The sequence below is a fragment of the Streptomyces sp. NPDC040405 genome (genome assembly GCF_055595765.1).
The window spans coordinates 209,173-227,183 of the sequence record NZ_JBVIVI010000012.1; the positions used below are offsets into that span (position 1 = coordinate 209,173).

An 18,011-nucleotide genomic window follows, 5' to 3' on the forward strand; every position below is an offset into this window, starting at 1 on the left:
TGGCTTGTTGCCGCCGCCGGTTCGGGCGACGCGGGGGATCGTCCGAACCGGCGGTTCGTACTTGTCGAGCGGCTCAAATCAAGCCCCTCCGGCGATTGAGGAGCGGGCCCCGTGGTCACCCGGCGGCGCGTCCGCTCTGATCGGCCGCGATGACCTGGTGCGCGAGTGCCACCAGGTTCGGGATGGCCGGGTGCCCCAGCCCCTCGCGCCAGGCGAGGACGACCGGAATGGCCGGAGCGTCGACGAGCGGGCGGAAGGCCAGCGAGGGATGGGTGTGGTGGCTCGGGGTGGCCGAGGTGGAGATTCCCACCGCGCGGCCCGCCGCGATGGCGATGATCCACTCGTCGGTGTTGGTCACCTCGATGGCCGAGACGGGCCGGGCCGACCGCGGCCACAGGTCCATCGACGTGGTGCCGGAGACGGTGTTGAGGGCGATCGGATGGGCGGCGAGGTCCGCCAGGGTGACCCGGGGGAGGGCCGCCAGCGGGCTGTCCGCGGGCATGACGACCACCCGCTCCTCCGACACCAGGAACTCCGTACAGAGCCCGGGCGCGGTGACCTCGCCGCGCAGCAGCGCCGCGTCGACCTTCCCCCGGGTGAGGCCCGCCGTGCGGTCGTCGATACGGAGCAGCTCCAGCGGAGTGCCGGGGTGCGTCTCGTCCCAGCGGCGCAGCAACGGGATGGTGCGCTCGCCGAGCGCGGCCCAGGGGTGGCCCAGCCGCAGCGGCCAGCTCCGCAGGCCCCGGGGGTCGAGCGCGGTCTCGACGGCGGCCAGGGCGGCGAGGGCCTTGTCGCGGAACGTATGGCCCTCCGCGGTCAGCTCGAGGTGATGCGTCGAGCGGTCCACGAGGCGGGCGCCGAAGTGATCCTCGACCTGGCGCAGCGTGCGGGAGAGCGCGGGCTGGCTCAGATGGAGACGGGCGGCGGCACGCGTGACGTTGCCCTCCTCGGCGATGGCGAGGAAGGCGCGCAGATGCCGCAGCTCAATGGTCATGCCCGGGAAGCGTAACCGCAGGGAACTCCGCATTTCCCACGGCCGGGGACGGGTTCCTAGCGTGAGGGCATGACATCCCCGGTGCACAGCTCCTCCGAGACGGCGACCGCTCCCGTCCTCCTCCGCCACGCCCCCGGCCGCGGCACGCTCGGCGGCGTCGGCCTGGTGCTGGCCGGTACCGTCTCCGTGCAGTTCGGGTCGGCCTTCGCCGCGCTGCTGTTCCCACGGGCCGGGGCGCTCGGCACGGTCGCCCTGCGGATCACGATCGCCTCGCTGCTGCTGCTGGTCATCACCCGGCCCCGGCTGCGCGGCTATACGCGCACCGACTGGGCGGTGGGCTGTGGGTTCGGCCTCGCGCTCGGCGGCATGAACATCCTCTTCTACCAGGCCGTCGACCGTATCCCCCTGGGTGCGGCGGTCACCATCGAGGTGCTCGGCCCGCTGCTGCTGTCGGTCGTCGCCTCCCGCCGCGCCGCCAGCCTGCTGTGGGCCGGTCTCGCCCTGGCCGGGGTGTACCTGCTGGGCCACGGCGGTTTCGGCCAGCTCAACGCCGCGGGCGTGGCCTTCGCGCTCAGTGCCGGGGTGATGTGGGCCGCGTACATCGTCCTCAACGCCCGTGCGGGCGCCCGCTTCCCGCGCCTGGACGGCCTGACGATCGCGATGACCGTCGCCGCGCTGGTCAGCCTGCCGCTGGGCGTCGGGGCATCGGGCGGGGCACTGCTGGAACCGGAGGCGCTCGGTCTGGGCCTCGCCATCGCGGTGATGAGCTCGGGCGTGCCCTACACCCTGGAACTGCTCGCCCTGCGCCGCCTGCCCGCGGCGACCTTCGCGGTCCTGACGAGCCTGGCCCCGGCCGCCGCAGCCGCGGCGGGCTATCTGGTGCTGGACCAGGGGCTGTCGCTGGCGCAGTGCGCCGCGATCGCGATGGTGGTCGCGGCGAGCGCGGGCGCGGTACGCACGGGCAACCGCTGAGCCGAAGCACCGAAATAGTGTGCCAAGCGGTGATCCAGTAAAGGTGGCCCGGGTGTTACGTTCGACCGCATGGCGGATGACGAATCCACGCGTGCGGCGCGCCTGCTGGATGCCCAGGCGAAGGCCGAGCGGCTCTTCGCGGAGATCGAGGAGCGCGGGCTGGTGGCGCCCGGCGAGGGGGAGCGGGCGGTCAGCGACCGGATCCGGGACCTGGCGAACGAGCTGTTCGGCACCACCCGGCACTGGCACAAGCGCATCGTGCGCTCGGGGCCGAACACGCTGATGCCGTACCGGGAGAATCCGCCGGACCGGGTGATCGGCGCGGACGACATCGTGTTCGCCGACTTCGGGCCGATCTTCGAGGAGTACGAGGCCGACTTCGGCCGGACCTTCGTGTTCGGGAACGATCCGGCCAAGCACACGCTGCGCGACGACCTGTTCCAGGTGTTCGCCGCGGGACGCCACTTCTACGGCGCCCACGCGGACGTCACCGGAGAGCGGCTGCACACCGAGGTCGCCCGCGTGGCCGCGGAGGCCGGGTGGGAGCTGGGCGGCTGGCACGCCGGACACCTGGTCGGCGAGTTCCCGCACGAGAAGATCGACGGCGCGGACACGGAGTCGTACATCACGCCCGACAACCACACCCCGCTGCGGCGCACCGACAAGGCCGGACGCCGCTGCCACTGGATCCTGGAGATCCATCTCGTCGACCGCGAGCGGGGTTTCGGCGGCTTCCACGAGCAACTGCTCACCCTGGGCTGACCCGCCGCCCGCGGCGAACCGCCGCGGCTGAGCCCCCGTCAGAAGGTGTCGAGCAACTGTCCGTACACGCCGAAGACGCCGACGGAGAGCGGGAACAGGGCGATGACGCCGAGGGATTCGGCGAGGTCGGCCGTCCGCCGCAGCCGGATCCGTACATGCTCGGGCGGCCGCACCGCCAGGACGAGCAGGGGCAGCACCGCGGCCGCGCACAGCACGGCGAGCGGTCCTGCGCCCCCGGTGTGCCGCAGCCATACGGCCACCAGACGTACGACCAGGACCGCCGCGGCCGCGAACACCGCCACGACCTCGGCGATCAGTGGGAAGGCACGTGCCCGGGAGAGCAGCACCACGGCCACGAGCGAGGCCAGCGCCACCGTCCACACGGACGGCTCGGCCGCCTCGGTGAGCAGCCAGCCGCCCACCGCGGCGGAGGCCGCGGTGACGATCGTCGCGAGGGCCAGACCGCGGTGCGTGGCCGCGAGCGCGTTGCCCACCTGATGGCGGCTGACGGAGACGCCCCCGGAGCGGCGGTCGTCGAGCGCGGTGAGCCCGGCCGCCATCAGGGCGAGCCGCGGCAGCAGCCCCAGGAGGATCACCGAGAGGACGGCCATCAGACACCCGAGCCGCGACGGATCGTGCTGTACGGCGGCGACGGCCTGCCATGCGACGGCGAGCACGGCCGTGGCTCCGGCGCCGACGAGCCCGCCGCGGCCGAGTGGCGAGAAGAAGCCGAGGAGGACCAGCGTCAGGACGACCGCTCCCGCCACGGCGGCGAACCGCGCGGTCCCCGGCCAGCCGTAGGCGTCGGCGGCGGTCCACGCGGTGATGAGCCCGAGCCCCCCGGAGGTGAGCAGCAGCGCGGTGGCGAGCCCCCGGTTGCCCCGGCCTGCCCTGGTGGCGATGACACCGGCCGCGACGAGGACGAACGTGACCGCGAGGAGGACGCCCGCGAGGGCGTCGAGCGCGAACTCGCGGTGGGCGAGCAGCGCGGAGATCAGGGAGAAGACGACGGTCGCCACGCCCGCGCTGACGCGGCGTACGGCCGGACGCCAGCGCCAGGCCCGCAGATCGAGATCGTCGGCGACCAGGTCGGTGACATCGTGCACGACGGGCGCGGGCGGCGCGGCATGCGCCCGTACGAGCCGCAGCACGGCCCCGTCCGCCACCTCGGCCGAGGCGAGCGTGGCGTCGTGCGGTAACGCGGAGCCGTCGGCGGTGATCAACTGCCGGGTCATCGGGCGCGATGCCGCCCGGTCGTCCAATAAGCGGAGGATGTCCGGCAGCAGCTGCCCGATCGGGCTGTCGGAGGGCAGGACGATGTCGGCCCGACGCCGTTCACCGACCAGTGTCACCCGGCTCAGCCGTGCCCGGGATGTCCGTGCTGTGCTCACCACTTGTCCCGGGCCCCGTGTCAGTCTTCGCTCACCAGCGCCCGCAAGGACGCCAGGTCACATGTGCCGGGCTCGTCCTCCTTCGGGGCACCCGCCAACTCGGCGAGGGCCTGGGAGGGGGACAGGCCCCGGTCGTACGCCGCGCGAAGGCGGTCCAGCCAGGTGAGCCCCGCCTTGTACACCTCGTCGTCGCCGATGCCCCGCGGCTCGAAGCTCGCGGCGCTTTCGGCGTCGGAGGCCCAGAGGTACCCGAGCACCCCGTGCTCGCCCCGCACGGCGACGTAGCGGACTTCGCCGTCCGCGCTGCGCTTGTAGCCGATGCGGCCGAATCCGGGCGCGTGCCGGAACACGCTGTACCGGTCGAGCACCTCGAAGCTGGACCACACATCGGAGGCGGCGCCGTCGTCGTCGAAGTAGTTCTCGACGCCGGTCTCGGTCGGCTTGCCGAAGCGGGTCGGGTCGTCCGGATCGGTCTCCATGCCGAGCTTCTCCGAGAGATCGCGGAGGGCTGCGGACAGCCGAGGAGCGTTCGCCGCGTACACGGTGGGCTGGGCCCGGCCCTTGAGGTCGTACGGCATCCAGGCGTCCGAAGACGTCACCAGGTTCACGGTGAGGTAGTCGAGGAACGCGGAGGCCCCGAGCCGGAACAGCCGCTCCTCGTGGTGAGCAGCCTCCCCGGCCAGGATCACCCCGGCGTTGTTCACGCGGGCGCCCACGCCCCCGACCTCACCCGGGCGCAGCGCCGCCCTGACCCGCGCGGCCAGCCGCTGGGCAGCCTCCGCCGACGGCAGCGGCTCGTCGACCACGAACTCTTCCCCGAAAAGCTCGCTGTTCGAGTCCCCGGCCTCGTGCACGGTCACCGACACCCTCGGAGGGCCGACCGCGAGCCGGTGGTCCGCCAGGACGGAATAGGCGGTCAGTACCGCGCGCAGGCAGGCGACGACCGTGTCCCCGTCCTGGCCGTCCTGCCCCCAGGTCCATCGGGCCACAGGAGTGGTAGCGATCACAGTGTTCCCTCCGGCATGAACTTACCGCGGGGCGGGATGTACATAACCCCATCCTCCACGCGAATGACGAACTGAACGCCTTTCTTACCGTAGACGTCCGTCAGGCGCTGTTCCGTCCTGAGGGCGAGGTGGTCGGCGAGCGTGCCCTTGGTGTCGACCACGAAGGTTTTGAAGTCCGCTCCGGAGTGCTCCAGCTGCTGCATGTTGTCGAAGATCTTCTTGACGACCTTCTTCGGGCTCTGAATCTCCTTGAACTGATAGCCGTGGACGTTGCCGTCCGCGTCGCGGGCCATGACATCGAGGTCGGTCTCACCGCCGGTCCGGACGCCGGGCTTGATTTCGACGTCTCCCTTGACCTCGAAGGAGATGTCACGGAGACCGCTCTCGTGCAGCCGGTTGCCGAGGCGGAGCTGCTCGATGCCGCCGGACATCTTGTCCGCGTGGCTCAGGCTGGAGACCACCTGGTCGTAACCGACGGCGCCCTTGAACTTGCCGGACGCGATGGTGTCGGCGATCTCCTGCCCGGCCGGGTCGTCGGCCAGATTGTTCAGGACGCGGTCGAGGTCGGCCGGTTTGACGGCCGAGCCGCGTAGCTGAGCACGGATCTGCTGCTCCGTGTCGCCGCCGCGCTGGAAGGGCCCGGATTCGTCGTGTGGCTTGTCCCAGCCATGAGGCTCGTCGCCGCCGGGCCCGCCAGGTCCATCCGGCCCATCCGGCCCATCCGGCCCGTCAGGTCCATCCGGCCCGCCCGGCCCGTCGCCGCCGGGACCATCCCCGCCGCCGGAGCTTCCGGGACCGTCCCCGTGGCCGCCCGCGGGATGTTCGTGGCCACCGCCGGTCCCGCCTTCGCTGTGACCGTTCCCGTGGCCGCTGCCGTGGCCGTCGTGCCCGCCGCTCGGACCGTCCCCGTGATGTCCGGTGGGCGGCTCGTGGCTGGCGGAGTGGCCGAGGTCGCCGGCGCTGCCTCCGGGCAGGTGGTCGCCCGCGTGGCCGCCGGGCAGGTGATCGCCGACTCCGACTCCCTGCGGATGGTCGCCGATGTGGGCGCCGGGGACGTTGTCTCCGGCGTGGGCTCCCGCGCCCACGAGAGCGGGCTCCTTCGCCGGGGTCTCCACCCGCGGGGTGTCGGCTCCAGTGGTGGAGCCGGGCGTACGGTCGACGGTGTCCGGGGGAGCCTGGCGGACGTCGTTGGCGAGGGAACCGTCCTGCTTGTAGATGTTCCCGTCCATGTCCATGTACCGCGGGGCGCCCTCGCCGGGCAGCTTGACCGTGTGCGGGGGCAGGACCGGGCCCCCGTCGGGCAGCTTGACGGCGCCCTCGGGCAGCTTGACCGCACCCTCGGGGAGAACCCCGCTGCCGGGCGGGTGCACGGTGCCGTCGGGGGAGAGGAATGAGCCCTCCGGGAGGGTGACCGTGCCCTCGGGGAGCTTGGGGAGGTCGATGTTCCCGATCCCCTTCAGCCCCTTGGCGATGTCGCCGATCTTCGACAGGCCCGCTCCGGCGCCCTTGGCGATGTACGTCATGGGGTCGATGACCCGGCCCGCCTTGCCTGCGACGGAGAGTGCCTTGGCGACCGCCCCGGCCTTTCCCGCGCCGGATGCGGCGCCGCCCGCGCCGCCGGTGAAGACGGTGGTGACGACGTTGAAGGTGACCGCGCCCGCCGCCCGGCCGGGGTTTTTGCCCCATTCGTCCCAGGCGACGAGGGCCTTGCCGGTCTCCTTCATCGCGGTACGCGAGTCACGTATCCAGGAGGGGAGTTTGTCGTCCGGGAGGGTCCAGAAGAGAGCCGACGCTCCGGGGATGCTGCTGATGACGAGGCCGGTGGCCAGTTGGGCGAGGCCCTTCCACGCCTGGCCCATGGCGTCCCAGCCGCCGAACCCCACGAGGGTGCCCAGGCCCTTGATGGTGCCCCAGACGCCGTCGACGATCAGACCGTCCCAGACGAACGACTTGACCCAGTGGCCGACTTCCCAGACGTGGTGCTTTTCCTCGACCGGGTCACCCCAGGGGAGCTTGGCGTTCTTCAGGTCGTCCGCGTTGAACCCGTACTGGTCCTTACGGTCCGATCCGTCGCCCGCGACCATCTGGGTGCCGCCGAAGAGAGCGGTGATCTTGTTGTGGCAGGTCCGCTCAGCTGCCCAGAAGGCTGCGACGGTGGCGGTGATGTCGTCGCGGAGCTGGTTGTGCTCGTCGACCTTGTCGCCGTCGTACTCCCAGTCGTCATCGTCCTTGTTGTCGTTGACGAACGTGGTCGCGTCGGTCTTGAGCTGGGTCAGCTTGGTGACCAGGGGACGGATCTCGGTGGCGTACTCCGACAGAGCGGTGGAGACCGTGCCCAGATCGTCGGCGAAGCCGTCGGCACGGTCCTTGACCGGCTGAGTGGTGGCGAAGAGCCGTTCGGCTTCGGGGGCCTTGTAGTAGGCGGACAGGCCCTGGAAGTGGCTGTGGACATCCGCGCCGGTGTCCCGGATATGCCCGGCGTCCGTCTTCAGATCGCCATGGGCCTTTTCCAGCAGTTCCAGATTGCCGGTGTACTGGGGAATTTCCTCAGGCTTGATCATCTGGTCTGCTTCCCCGGCTTCTTCGGATCCAGGTCCGGCGCGCTCAGGGTCTTGTCCTGGGCCTGCGCGGCCATGTGCAGATCGCCCTTGAGGTACTCGGTCGTGGCATCCATCGCCCCGTTCAGCGACTTGCCCGCACGCGCCGCGATGAACTTCAGATCAGGCGTCGTGTGCTCCGCGAACTGGGACAGGGCAAGCGCGACAAGGCCCCCCTTGGCCCCCTCCTTGCCGCCGCCACCCCCACCGTCGGCGCTGATGGTGCCCGCATGCTCCGCGGCCGACTGCAGATGCTTCCCGTACGACGTCGCATGCTTCTCGATCTTCGCGGCGAACTCGCCCGTCGTCTTCAGCACACCCGAAATACCCTGCGGTTGCAGGTCCCAGCCCGTCATGCCTTAGTCACGCCCCCGATGGCCAACCGCTACGAGATTCAGCCGATGTTGTCGACCGCGGACTTCGCGCGCGAAAGCGTGTGCTGCGCCGTCCCGTCGTTCTTCTCCAGCACCGTCTTCAGCAGCTGGATGATGCTCTTGACCTCCTGAGAGGCACGGTTCCAGCGCAGTTCCTTGCCGTGGTACTCATCCGCCACGCCATCCGCGGTGAAGTCGGCCATCGCCGCCTTCACCTGGCCATCGCGCGCCGTGATGACCTGCTCCAGCCGCGCGATCACCGACTGGATGTTGCCCTGGGCGTCCGCCGAAGCGCCCGTGTCGTACGAACGGCGGTCATTGCCAGCAGCCATCAGTCACACCCTCCCCGTCAAGTCCCGCAAAGATCAACGGCCGCCGAAGCGGGCCGCGTCGAAGTTCGCCGACGACATCTGCTGCCGCGCGTTGTCGCCCTGCTCCTGGTCACCCGTGCCGAACGCGGAGTCCATCCCCGACTGACCACCCAGGATCGACGAAAGCGAGCTCTGCAGCGACGACGCGATCTCGTCCGACCGCGCCTTGAAGGAGTCGAAGGCCGCCTTCCCTGAACCGTTGAACTTGCCCTCCAACGGTTCGGCGGCCTGCACCAGCTGGCGGATCAACGTCCCCAGATCCTCGCTCGACCCACGCGACTTCGACTGCAGAGTCGACAGCGCCTGGGCCCCCATGTCGAACTTCATGCGGCTCCCCCGAACTAGAAGGTGTGTACCGGCGTCATCTTCACAAGCCCGCGAAATCGCCGCAATGGAGAATCAGGGGACTGTGACATATGCGTGACACACACATCGGCCCGGTCGAGGCCACGGCTCGGGGTGGGTGCGGCCACGGCCCCCGGAAAGTCCGAGGGCCGTGGCCGCGTGCCCCTGCTAGGGTGCGCCGATGCCATCGGTCAAGCAGTTCCAAGTCACCTTCGACTGCGCGGAACCCGAGCGCGTCGCCCGCTTCTGGTGCGAGGTGTTGGGGTACGTCGTATCGCCGCCGCCGAAGGGGTTTGCCACTTGGGAAGATTTCGATCGCTCGCGGCCGCCTGAGGATCAGGGGTCATGGTTCGCCTGTACCGATCCCTCAGGCGTGGGCCCGCGACTGTTCTTTCAGCGTGTTCCCGAGGGCAAGGTCGTCAAGAACCGGGTGCATCTCTGCGTGCGAGTGGGCACCGGGCTCGTGGGTGAAGAACGCCTCGCCACGCTCGAAGCCGAGTGCGCACGCCTGCTCCCGCTCGGCGCGGTACGCGTGCGACTCCTGCACGACGAGCACGACTCGTGCATCGTGATGCAGGACATCGAGGGCAACGAGTTCTGTCTCGACTGACCATCCTTCGCGGGGCGGAGCCGGTCAGGGCAGGATCTCGACGTAGCCGTCGGTTCCGTGCACGCGGATCCGCTGCCCGTCCCGGATCTGCCGGGTGGCTTGCTCCACGCCCACGACGGCTGGCAAGCCGTACTCCCGGGCGATCACCGCGCCATGGGTCATCTGGCCGCCCACCTCCGTCACCAGGCCCGCGATTCCGACGAACAGCGGCGACCAGCTGGGGTCCGTGAAGGTCGTGACCAGGATGTCGCCCGCTTCGAGGTCGGCCTCCGCCATGTCAAGGACGACGCGGGCCCGTCCCTCGACGGTCCCGGCGGAAACCGGCAGGCCGATCAGGGCGCCGGTCGGCACGTCGTCGCGCCGGTACGCCCCGGTGACGGCCTCACCATCCGAGGTGAGCACCCGGGGCGGTGTGAGCGCGTGGTACGACCGGAACGCGTCCTTGCGCTGCTGGATGAGCCGGTCGTCCACCCGGTGCGAGCGCACGACGTCGTGGAATTCCTGGAACGTGAGGTAGAAGATGTCCTCCTTCGCGGGAAGCACATCGGCCTGTACGAGGCGCTCGGCCTCCTCCATCAGGGCCTGCTTGTAGACGAAGTAGCGGCTGACAATGCCGTACTTCGGGTACTCCCGGTACCCGATGAAGGCCCTGACCTGGTCGATCATCCGCTTGGCCGCGTCGGCCTTCCGGTCCCCGTCCGGCAGGTCCCGCAAGCGTGACAGCACGTCCTGTTCCTTCGCCCGCGCCTTCTGCCGCCCTTGCTCGAAGTGCCGCTCGGCGGCGCCCGCTTCGAAGTTCCTGACGTTGTCGAGGATCGCGGGCACGAGCGTGGTGGGGCGCTCGGTCCAACGTGGCCTCGTGATGTCGATCTCGCCGACGCAGCGCATGCCGTACCGGTCGAGGTAGTCCTCGATGGCATCGCGCGCTTCGGCCCCGCCCGCGACCTTCGCCAGCTCATCCAGGAAGTTCTCGTCCTCGACGCCCTGCAGGAACGCCACCACCTCGGGCCGCGGACGGATCACGTCCGCGACGTCGAGCAGGGCCAGTCCCATCTCCGACGTGATGTTGTCGGGGGCGGACAGCGTGAGCGTGTCCGCCGCGTTCTTCTCGCCCAGCCACTCCCGCAGCTTGTCGTTGAGCCACCAGGTGGCCTCCATCCCCGCCATGATCGCCTTCATGTTCAGCGGATCACCGAGGACGCGCTTGTGCTCCTCGAAGGCTTCCAGCAGGAAGTCGAACAGCGCCGGTCCGGTCTTCGTCCGGATGTCGCGCTCCAGGGCGGCGATGGACGCCTGGCTGCGCTCGATCAGCTCGGTGACGATGGCCGGATCGGCCGCGACCGGATCGCTGTCGACCGGGGCGGCACCGGCAGGGGTGGACGCACCGCCGACCGGCGGCCCGCCCGGACTCGCGTCCGGGAGCGACGGGACGAAATCGTCGCGGTCGAGGACGGTCTCCAGCGCGTCCCTGACCAGCGGATCGCCCTTCCCCATGAGCTCCAGGAGAGCGGCGCGGCTCGCGGGCGAGGCAAGGCGCCGGGTGACGTCGACGAACAGCCTCCCGCCCGCCTCGTACATCGGCGCCATCGCCGTCAGCTGCCACATGGAGAGCCCCAGGGGCTTCATGGGGTCCGTCATCATCTGCTGATGACCGACGGAGACGTAGAGGTGATTCTCCTGGTCGCCGCTCTCGGGGATGGGGAACAGCGTCGTGATCGGCCGACTCTGAACGATCTGGAAGTCCTCGTCGACCAGGCACCATTCGATGTCCTGCGGGCGGCCGAAGTGCGCTTCGATCCGCCGCCCGAGCCGCACGAGCCGCACGACCTGCGCATCCGTCAGCGCCGGCTGCTCCTGGCGCTGCGAGTCGATCGCCACTTCCTCCGTACCGCCGGTCGGCAGGGCCTGCACGGCACGCTCCTTGGCGGCGATCGTCCTGGCGACGACCTCGCCGTGCCGCACCGTGAAGACGTCCGGGTTCACCAGGCCGGAGACCATGGCCTCGCCGAGGCCGAAGCCCGCGTCCACGGTGGCGACCTTCCGGTTGCCCGTGAGGGGGTCGGCCGTGAACAGGATGCCGGACGCATACGGGAACACCATCTGCTGCACGACCACGGCCATGTGGACCGTACGGTGGTCGATGCCGTTCCGCTGGCGGTAGGTCACGGCCCGCTCGGTGAACAGCGAGGCCCAGCACCGGCTGACGTGCTGGAGGATCGCCGTCGGTCCCACGACGTTCAGGTACGTGTCCTGCTGACCGGCGAAGGAGGCCGTCGGCAGGTCCTCCGCCGTCGCGCTGGACCGGACGGCGTAGGCGGCTTGCTCGCCGGACCGGGCGAGCGCGTGGGTGATCGCCGCCGCGACATCGCCCGGGACGGCGATCTCTTCGATGGTCCGGCGAATCCGCGCGCTGAGCGTGCGGACCGCTTCCCGGTCGTCCGGGTCCACCCGCGACAACCGATCGAGCAGATCGTCGATCGACGGCGCTTCCGCCATGATCCGCCGGAAGGCGTCCGTCGTCACGCAAAAGCCACTCGGAACGCGGACGCCTTCGATCCGCGACAGCCCGCCCAGGTGCGCCCCCTTGCCGCCAACGATGGCGACCTGCCCCTCGTCAGCCTCTTGAAGGTCCAACACGTACTGCTCAATCACTGCGATACCTCCGAGGCAGTCCCACCCCTGTCTCCGCAGGCGGTGGCTTAGGCCGACGATTCTGCGCCGTGACCCGGGCCTTGCGGCAAGCCCCCCTGTGCGCTATAAGTTGAGAGTGGCAAGGAGAGCGCTCTCCTTGCCTTTGTTTTTGGTGCAGGCCCAGGCGCTTGGTGCAGGCTCAGGCGCGACGTCCCATCGGCCTGACGTCCCCTCGGCCTACGCATCATCCATCCGGTTCACTCCCGCCACGAGCTCCGCGAAGGCGCGGGCGGCGTTGCGCGAGGTGAAGAGGCGGGCGAGTCTGGCGCGGGCCAGGCCGCGCCGGAAGGTGCCGGAGTGGGTGTCGTCCCCGGCGTCGTGGAGGGTCCGGGTCAGCCAGTGGGAGAACTCCTGGTCGTTCCAGACGCGGCGGAGGCAGCGCTGCGAGTAGGTGCGCAGGCCGGTGTCGTCGTGATCGTGGACGGAGTCCCGGACGGCGCGGGCGAAGACGTCCGCGTCGTAGAGGGCGAGGTTCATGCCCTTGCCGCCCAAGGGGGAGACGATGTGGGCGGCGTCGCCGACGAGGAACAGGCGGCCGTACTGCATGGGGTCGTGGACGAGGCTGCGGAGCCTGAAGATCTCGCGGTCGGTGACCGGGCCGGGGACGAGGGCGGGATCGGCGAGCCGGATGCGCAGCGCTTCCCAGACGCGGCCGTCGGGCCACGCGCCGGGGTGGTCGCCGGGCGGGCACTGAAGGTAGTAGCGGCTGGTGTGCGGGCCGCGGGGGAAGTGGGCGGCGAAGCCGTGAGGACTGACGGCGAGGAGGGGGCGCGCCGGGGGCGGGGCGTCGGCGAGGACGGTGAGCCAGCCGATGCCGTGATCGAAGGTGTGGGCGGTGAGAACGCCGTCGGGGACGGCAGCACGGCTGATGCCATGGTCACCGTCACAGCCGGCGACGAAGGCGCACGTGATGGCACGGACAGTGCCGTCGGCGGTGCGATAGCGGACGGTCGGGCGGCTGCCGGTCAGGTCGTGCAGGGAGACGTCGGCGGCCCCGAAGCGCAGGTCACCGCCATCGGCGAGGTACGTGGCGGTGAGCTTCTCGACCAGCATCTGCTGGGTGCAGAGGCGGGCCCGGGGGCCTTCGGAGCCGTCGTCATCGGACACCAGGTGGCTCTCGCCGTCCACCCGGAACTCCAGGAGCCCCTCGGACGGGGGACCGCCGAGGACCTGGTCGGCCAGCCCCCACGAGTCGAACATCCGGACCGCGCGGGTTTCGACGACCCCGGCGCGCTGGCGCTGCGCCACGCCCTCGCGGGTCCGGCGTTCCAGAACCACGCAGTCGATGCCGCTGCGCCGCAGCAGGTTGGCGACGGTCAATCCGGCCGGGCCCGCACCGATCACCACGACGGTCGTGGACTCCGGCGACTCCCGCAACTCCGCAGGCTGCTCCGCCACTTGACCACCTCCCAGATAAGCCTAGCCATTCCCGGGCGGGTCCGCGCGGGGTGCGAGCCCGGGCTCCTGCGCCTCCTGCGCGGGCGTACGCCCGGCACGGACCGCAGCCACGGCCCGGTCGAAGGCGCTCCCGCACATTTACGCAGGGCGAGCGAGGCGTCTAAGTCCACATCCGCCGAGCCGGGGGCGGCGAGGGCCAAAATGCCACCTACGGCCTTGCGGCGAAATCTGAGCTCACGAAGGGGCGGTGCTCCGCCATCGTCGAGGAGACCCGAATGCGGATTTCAATGTCCAGTACGAGGGCGGCCTGTCAATTCAAGCGCTGGCCGCAGAGACTGCGCTCCGGGGGTATGACATGTGTCATTACCAGGAGGTGCCCCAGGTCACTGTCGGGCCAGTTGCTGGTCCTCGTAGGCTTCATGGCATGTTCAAATCTCACAACGCTGAACCAGAAGACGCCTGGGAAGGCGTCGTCACCGACAAATCCCGGGGCATGCTCGACGGCTCGAATATGTACCACTTCGTAGAGGTCAGCATTGCCGATGGCGAATCCGCGAAAGTCCGGATCAGCCGCCAGCTCTGGAAATCGATCGCGGTCGGCGATCGAATCGTCAAGCGACCGGGCGCCGACCCGGCCAAGGGGTAGCCGCCCAGGCGAAGCCTGATCGGCGCCCTCGCCGGGGATCTGGGACGAGCGGGGGCGACGTTGAAGAACGTCACGAGGGAGAACGATGCACGTGACGACCGACGACGAGCACACCAGAATCACCCCGCCGGAGACGAGGCCCGCCGACGACCCACTACTGTGACTCCAAGCGGAAGCCGCACCGGACCACACCCCGCAGATCCGTGTCACCACTCACCCGGACCCGATCACCATCTCCGGCATCACCGTGATGTGCCTCGCTTGCGGAGCACGCCGGGACTGGATGGTCGTCTGCGACGTCCCCGGCCGCATCTTCATCCGTTGCCGCTGCGCCCACCAATGGCACGAACCTGAACTCGGCCGCGCCGACTACGACCGCATGATCGGCGAGGGTTCGGGCAGAGCTACCCGAGCCTTGACGCTGTCGCCCGCGATGCCGGATTCGACGGCACCTACCTCCAGGAGTAGGACTGTGGTGCGGGCACGCTGAGCGATGCGCTGCCCATCCGAGATCGTCGCGAGAAGTTGCCCGACGAGGCCGTCACGGCACCGAGGCGATGCCCCCGTCGACGCGCAGGTTGATTCCGTTGATGTAGCCGGCCAGCGGGCTGACGAGGAAAGCGACCGCTGCCGCGATATCGGCCGCGGTGCCGAGCCTGCCGGTCGGGTTCGGGGCGTACTCGGCCACCACCAGCGGTTCCAACTCCGGCCAGTGTCCTGGCCAGCCTCGGGCGGCCGCTCCGTCTTCGAACATTTGCCGCATGCTGTCCGTGACGATCACACCGGGGCTCACCGTGTTCGCGGTGATGCCGGATCCGGCCAGATGCTGGGCCAGGCTGGTCGTCATGTTGACCACCGCCGCCTTCGCCGCCGAATACTCGACCATGTTCGGCAACGGAGTCGTCGCGGCCCGGCTGCCCACGTTGACCACCCGCCCCCACCCGCGCTCACGCATCCCAGGCGCCAGGGCCCGGATGAGCCGCACCGCGGATACGACGTTCCCGTTCACCGCGTCCAGCCACATCGCCGGCTCCGCGGTTTCCCAGTCATGCTCGGCGAAGGGGCCGGCGTTGTTGACCAAGATCTCCGCACCCCACTCGCGGGCCTGCTCGGCCACCGCCCCGGCGGCGTCCTCATCGGCAAGGTCACCCAGCACGACGTCCACCACTCCACCGGCGGCACGAAGCAGTTCCGCGACCTCGCCGACACGCGCCGGGTCGCGACCATGCACCAATACCGCGCACCCTTCATCGACCAGCCGCTCGGCCACCGCGGCACCGATGCCCCCGCTGCTTCCCGTCACCATTGCCCGTCGTCCCGCCAGGTCCAGGTTCATATTTCGGGAGGCTAGACCACGCCTGTGACAGCCGGTGCCGGCCAGCGATCCTCTGCCCGGCTCCCTGGGGCACTACCACCGGATGGGCTCAAAGATCCTTTCCCATGAGAACGCACATGGTCTCGTGGCGACGGATCACCCCATCAGGCCCTTCCTCGTCCCAGGCATCGGGTTTGCGGCCGTACGCGGCGTAGCCCAGGCGCGCGTACAGGGCGCGAGCCCGGGGGTTGTCCTCCTTCACGGCGAGTTCGGCCCTGCGAAGGCCACGGCTCCGGATTCTCTGTTCGGCGGCTCGGATCAGCAGCGTTCCCAGGCCGCAGGACTGCAGCGCCGGGAGCACGGCGAGCTGCCACCGCGTCATCATCCTGACCACCTTCGACCTCGACCGGTACGTCTGCGCGGCACTGTCCGCCGGGGCCAGCGGCTTCCTCCTCAAGGACGTCACCCCCGAACAACTGACCGCGGCCGTCCGCACGGTCCGCACCGGCGACGCCCTCCTCGCGCCCGCCATCACCCGCCGCCTCGTGCAGCGGTTCACCCGGCGCGGCGGCGACACCGCCGCCCTCCACCGCGACCTCGCCTCGCTCACCCCACGCGAACTGGAGGTCCTCGGCCTCCGCGACCGCGTCCAGGCCGTCATCGCCGCCTACGAGACAGGACTGGTCAGCGCGGGCGCACCCGAGGCCGCCCAGCAGCCCACCGAGCAGCCGTAGACCGCGTCCGGAACCCGCGTCCGGCTCATCGGCCCGTCTCGCCGAGGAGGGTGATGTCGAAGTGGGCGGCGCGGAAGGGGTTGTCGAAGCCGAGTTCGGCCGCGCGGGCGGGGTCGTCCACGGGGGCGAAGTCGCGTACGAGGCTTTCCTTGACGCCGAAGACCACATCGGAGTCGATGTACGGACAGTCCTCGGCGAAGAGGTGGGTGATCAACGGCCGGTGTCCCTCGGCGGTTACCAGGAAGTGCACATGCGCGGGCCGGTTGGGATGCCGGTGCGTGGCATTGAGCAGGCGGCCGACGGGCCCGTCGACGGGGACCGGATAGTGACGCGGGACGATGGAGCGGAACCAGAACTCGCCGTTGTCGTCCGTGGTGAACAGGCCGCGGAGGTTCCGGTCCGGCTGGACGTCGGGCTGCTGCACGTCGTAGAAGCCCTCAGCGTTCGCCTGCCAGACGTCGACCTGGGCATTGGCGAGCGGGTTCCCCGCCTCATCCGTGACACGGCCGGTGATCAGGCACTGCTCGCCCTTGCCGTCGAGGGCGATGAGGTCCCCCCCGCTCCCTGGGCGGTGACTCGACCATGTGGAAGGGGCCCAGGACGGTGGACTCGGTGGCCACTCCCAGGGAGCGATTGTTGATCGTCTCGACCAGCATGGAGAGGCCCAGGACATCCGACAGCAGGATGAACTCCTGCCGGACGTCGCTGCACGCCTGACCGGTCTCGGTGAGAAAGGCGACCGCCGCTTCCCACTCCTCGTTGGTGAGCTCGACGTCCTTGACGAAGTCGTGCAGATGCCGGACGAGGGATCCCAAGACCTGCTTCAGCCTCGGATCCGTGTCCGCTCCGAAGCTCGCGACGACGATCTCGGCGGACGTGTCCTCACTGAACAGCGAGGATTCATTCATCGCGGACCAACCTTCCATGCTGGGCGGGTACTCCTGTTGCACCAACGGGCCCCGCTTACCCGCGGGGTAATCGACCGTCCGCGCGGGCGGCGGCAAGGTGAGGGCCATCGGGTTCCGAGGCCGGCGCACTCCGGCTCGGGGCCCGGTCCTGACCAGCGCCCATTCCCTTGACGGAGGTTGATCGCCATGTCCGCAACGCACCTGGGCGGTACCGCACCCGCCGATGCCCACGCCGCCCGCCGCTGGCTGCGCCGCTTCCTGGCCCTCGACGCCGCCGTCACCGGCGCCAACGGCCTTGCCTACCTGGCCGCTTCCGGGCCCCTCGGCGACCTGCTCGACGTCGACCGGGTGCTGCTCGTCTGCACGGGAGCGTTCCTGCTGGGGTACGCGGCGGGCGTCGGCTTCCTCGCATCCCGCGAGCACCCGCCGACCCTGGCCGTGCGGGGTGTCGTGGAGGCGAACCTGGCGTGGGCGGTGCTCAGCATCGCGGCACTCGCGCTGTGGCTGTCGCCGTCCACCGTCGGGACCGTATGGATACCGCTCCAGGCCGCCGTGGTCGCGGGCTTCGCGGCGCTCCAGTACGGCGCGCTGCGAGCTTCCCGCGCGCGGCTGAGCGACATCGCCGACGCCCCCGCAGTATGACCCCGAGCGCCCGGTCATCCCGTCTGTGCGGCAGCTCCAGGAGGCTACGGCTTCCCTCCGTTGCTGTGCTTCCTGGACAACACCGTTGAGGCTGCGGGGAGGCTAGACTTCGGGTCAATGTTTCGCAAAGTCAGGTACGGCGCGGGGGGCCCGCGTTCGGACGATGGGGTAGCCAGTGCTTCTGAAAACGTTCGGCTGGTCGTTCGCGGTCACCGCGCTCGGCCTGGTCGCGGCCGTGTTCTACGGGGGGTGGA

Annotated in this window: 17 protein-coding genes and 1 pseudogene; 6 read left to right on the forward strand and 12 right to left on the reverse strand. The window is 70.0% G+C overall.

Annotated elements, in window-relative coordinates; genetic code table 11:
• Positions 1-115: 115 nt before the first annotated feature.
• The gene (locus ACZ59A_RS37000; protein WP_470968095.1) at positions 116-994 is read right to left on the reverse strand and encodes a LysR family transcriptional regulator; all 879 of its coding nucleotides are present in this window, start codon (positions 992-994) and stop codon (positions 116-118) included.
• A gap of 69 nt (positions 995-1,063) precedes the next feature.
• On the opposite strand from ACZ59A_RS37000, the gene ACZ59A_RS37005 reads away from it, so the two are divergent.
• Positions 1,064-1,966, forward strand: coding sequence for an EamA family transporter (locus ACZ59A_RS37005; protein ID WP_470968098.1), 903 nt, complete (start codon positions 1,064-1,066; stop codon positions 1,964-1,966).
• A 69-nt stretch (positions 1,967-2,035) separates the two neighbouring features.
• Positions 2,036-2,728, forward strand: a complete 693-nt coding sequence (locus ACZ59A_RS37010) for a M24 family metallopeptidase (RefSeq protein ID WP_470968100.1) — start codon at positions 2,036-2,038, stop codon at positions 2,726-2,728.
• A 38-nt stretch (positions 2,729-2,766) separates the two neighbouring features.
• Here the strand turns inward: ACZ59A_RS37010 and eccD are convergent, their stop codons facing one another.
• From eccD to ACZ59A_RS37040, 6 genes are read right to left on the reverse strand one after another with little or no spacing between them, the layout of a single operon-like run.
• Positions 2,767-4,122 carry a type VII secretion integral membrane protein EccD gene (gene eccD / locus ACZ59A_RS37015; protein WP_470968102.1) on the reverse strand — a complete coding sequence of 452 codons (1,356 nt, stop codon included), beginning with the start codon at positions 4,120-4,122 and terminating at the stop codon, positions 2,767-2,769.
• A gap of 17 nt (positions 4,123-4,139) precedes the next feature.
• Positions 4,140-5,126 (reverse strand): hypothetical protein, encoded by a 987-nt coding sequence (locus ACZ59A_RS37020; RefSeq protein ID WP_470968105.1) that lies wholly within the window; start codon positions 5,124-5,126, stop codon positions 4,140-4,142.
• Entirely contained in the window at positions 5,123-7,687 is a 2,565-nt protein-coding gene (locus ACZ59A_RS37025) for a hypothetical protein (RefSeq protein WP_470968107.1), read from the reverse strand. Before ACZ59A_RS37025 ends, ACZ59A_RS37020 begins: the two co-directional genes overlap by 4 nt.
• The gene (locus ACZ59A_RS37030; RefSeq protein ID WP_470968109.1) at positions 7,684-8,079 is read right to left on the reverse strand and encodes a DUF6507 family protein; all 396 of its coding nucleotides are present in this window, start codon (positions 8,077-8,079) and stop codon (positions 7,684-7,686) included. Before ACZ59A_RS37030 ends, ACZ59A_RS37025 begins: the two co-directional genes overlap by 4 nt.
• A 38-nt stretch (positions 8,080-8,117) precedes the next feature.
• Positions 8,118-8,429, reverse strand: coding sequence for a pore-forming ESAT-6 family protein (locus ACZ59A_RS37035; protein ID WP_470960688.1), 312 nt, complete (start codon positions 8,427-8,429; stop codon positions 8,118-8,120).
• A 33-nt stretch (positions 8,430-8,462) separates the two neighbouring features.
• The gene (locus ACZ59A_RS37040) at positions 8,463-8,795 is read right to left on the reverse strand and encodes a hypothetical protein (RefSeq protein ID WP_468049926.1); all 333 of its coding nucleotides are present in this window, start codon (positions 8,793-8,795) and stop codon (positions 8,463-8,465) included.
• Between the two features lie 199 nt (positions 8,796-8,994).
• Here ACZ59A_RS37040 and ACZ59A_RS37045 point away from each other — a divergent pair, with 199 nt between their 5' ends.
• Positions 8,995-9,423, forward strand: coding sequence for a VOC family protein (locus tag ACZ59A_RS37045; protein WP_468053535.1), 429 nt, complete (start codon positions 8,995-8,997; stop codon positions 9,421-9,423).
• 24 nt (positions 9,424-9,447) lie between these two features.
• Here the strand turns inward: ACZ59A_RS37045 and rph are convergent, their stop codons facing one another.
• A complete protein-coding gene (rph, locus tag ACZ59A_RS37050; protein WP_470968113.1) occupies positions 9,448-12,075 on the reverse strand; it encodes a rifamycin-inactivating phosphotransferase in 2,628 nt (875 codons plus the stop codon).
• Between the two features lie 216 nt (positions 12,076-12,291).
• Positions 12,292-13,512 carry a 4-hydroxybenzoate 3-monooxygenase gene (locus ACZ59A_RS37055; protein WP_470968115.1) on the reverse strand — a complete coding sequence of 407 codons (1,221 nt, stop codon included), beginning with the start codon at positions 13,510-13,512 and terminating at the stop codon, positions 12,292-12,294.
• 424 nt (positions 13,513-13,936) lie between these two features.
• On the opposite strand from ACZ59A_RS37055, the gene ACZ59A_RS37060 reads away from it, so the two are divergent.
• The gene (locus ACZ59A_RS37060; protein WP_470968118.1) at positions 13,937-14,158 is read left to right on the forward strand and encodes a DUF7489 domain-containing protein; all 222 of its coding nucleotides are present in this window, start codon (positions 13,937-13,939) and stop codon (positions 14,156-14,158) included.
• 541 nt (positions 14,159-14,699) lie between these two features.
• On the opposite strand, the gene ACZ59A_RS37065 is transcribed toward ACZ59A_RS37060, so the two are convergent.
• Entirely contained in the window at positions 14,700-15,494 is a 795-nt protein-coding gene (locus ACZ59A_RS37065; RefSeq protein ID WP_470968120.1) for an SDR family NAD(P)-dependent oxidoreductase, read from the reverse strand.
• A gap of 88 nt (positions 15,495-15,582) precedes the next feature.
• Positions 15,583-15,834 carry a GNAT family N-acetyltransferase gene (locus ACZ59A_RS37070; protein ID WP_470968122.1) on the reverse strand — a complete coding sequence of 84 codons (252 nt, stop codon included), beginning with the start codon at positions 15,832-15,834 and terminating at the stop codon, positions 15,583-15,585.
• Between ACZ59A_RS37070 and ACZ59A_RS37075 the strand changes: the two genes are divergently transcribed.
• The gene (locus ACZ59A_RS37075; protein ID WP_470968125.1) at positions 15,722-16,207 is read left to right on the forward strand and encodes a transcriptional regulator; all 486 of its coding nucleotides are present in this window, start codon (positions 15,722-15,724) and stop codon (positions 16,205-16,207) included. The two genes, ACZ59A_RS37070 and ACZ59A_RS37075, sit on opposite strands and share 113 nt — an antisense overlap.
• Positions 16,208-16,232: 25 nt before the next feature.
• On the opposite strand, the pseudogene ACZ59A_RS37080 reads toward ACZ59A_RS37075, so the two are convergent.
• Positions 16,233-17,115: pseudogene (locus tag ACZ59A_RS37080) on the reverse strand (intradiol ring-cleavage dioxygenase).
• A 186-nt stretch (positions 17,116-17,301) separates the two neighbouring features.
• On the opposite strand from ACZ59A_RS37080, the gene ACZ59A_RS37085 reads away from it, so the two are divergent.
• The gene (locus ACZ59A_RS37085; RefSeq protein WP_470968127.1) at positions 17,302-17,757 is read left to right on the forward strand and encodes a hypothetical protein; all 456 of its coding nucleotides are present in this window, start codon (positions 17,302-17,304) and stop codon (positions 17,755-17,757) included.
• Positions 17,758-18,011: the final 254 nt, after the last annotated feature.

Coding starts and splice junctions, on each gene's coding strand:
- ACZ59A_RS37010 (WP_470968100.1), top strand. CDS start 2,036: ATGGCGGATGACGAATCCACGCGTGCGGCGCGCCTGCTGGATGCCCAG.
- ACZ59A_RS37060 (WP_470968118.1), top strand. CDS start 13,937: ATGTTCAAATCTCACAACGCTGAACCAGAAGACGCCTGGGAAGGCGTC.
- ACZ59A_RS37000 (WP_470968095.1), bottom strand. CDS start 994: ATGACCATTGAGCTGCGGCATCTGCGCGCCTTCCTCGCCATCGCCGAG.
- ACZ59A_RS37085 (WP_470968127.1), top strand. CDS start 17,302: ATGTCCGCAACGCACCTGGGCGGTACCGCACCCGCCGATGCCCACGCC.
- ACZ59A_RS37040 (WP_468049926.1), bottom strand. CDS start 8,795: ATGAAGTTCGACATGGGGGCCCAGGCGCTGTCGACTCTGCAGTCGAAG.
- ACZ59A_RS37065 (WP_470968120.1), bottom strand. CDS start 15,494: ATGAACCTGGACCTGGCGGGACGACGGGCAATGGTGACGGGAAGCAGC.
- ACZ59A_RS37035 (WP_470960688.1), bottom strand. CDS start 8,429: ATGGCTGCTGGCAATGACCGCCGTTCGTACGACACGGGCGCTTCGGCG.
- ACZ59A_RS37005 (WP_470968098.1), top strand. CDS start 1,064: ATGACATCCCCGGTGCACAGCTCCTCCGAGACGGCGACCGCTCCCGTC.
- ACZ59A_RS37025 (WP_470968107.1), bottom strand. CDS start 7,687: ATGATCAAGCCTGAGGAAATTCCCCAGTACACCGGCAATCTGGAACTG.
- ACZ59A_RS37045 (WP_468053535.1), top strand. CDS start 8,995: ATGCCATCGGTCAAGCAGTTCCAAGTCACCTTCGACTGCGCGGAACCC.
- ACZ59A_RS37030 (WP_470968109.1), bottom strand. CDS start 8,079: ATGACGGGCTGGGACCTGCAACCGCAGGGTATTTCGGGTGTGCTGAAG.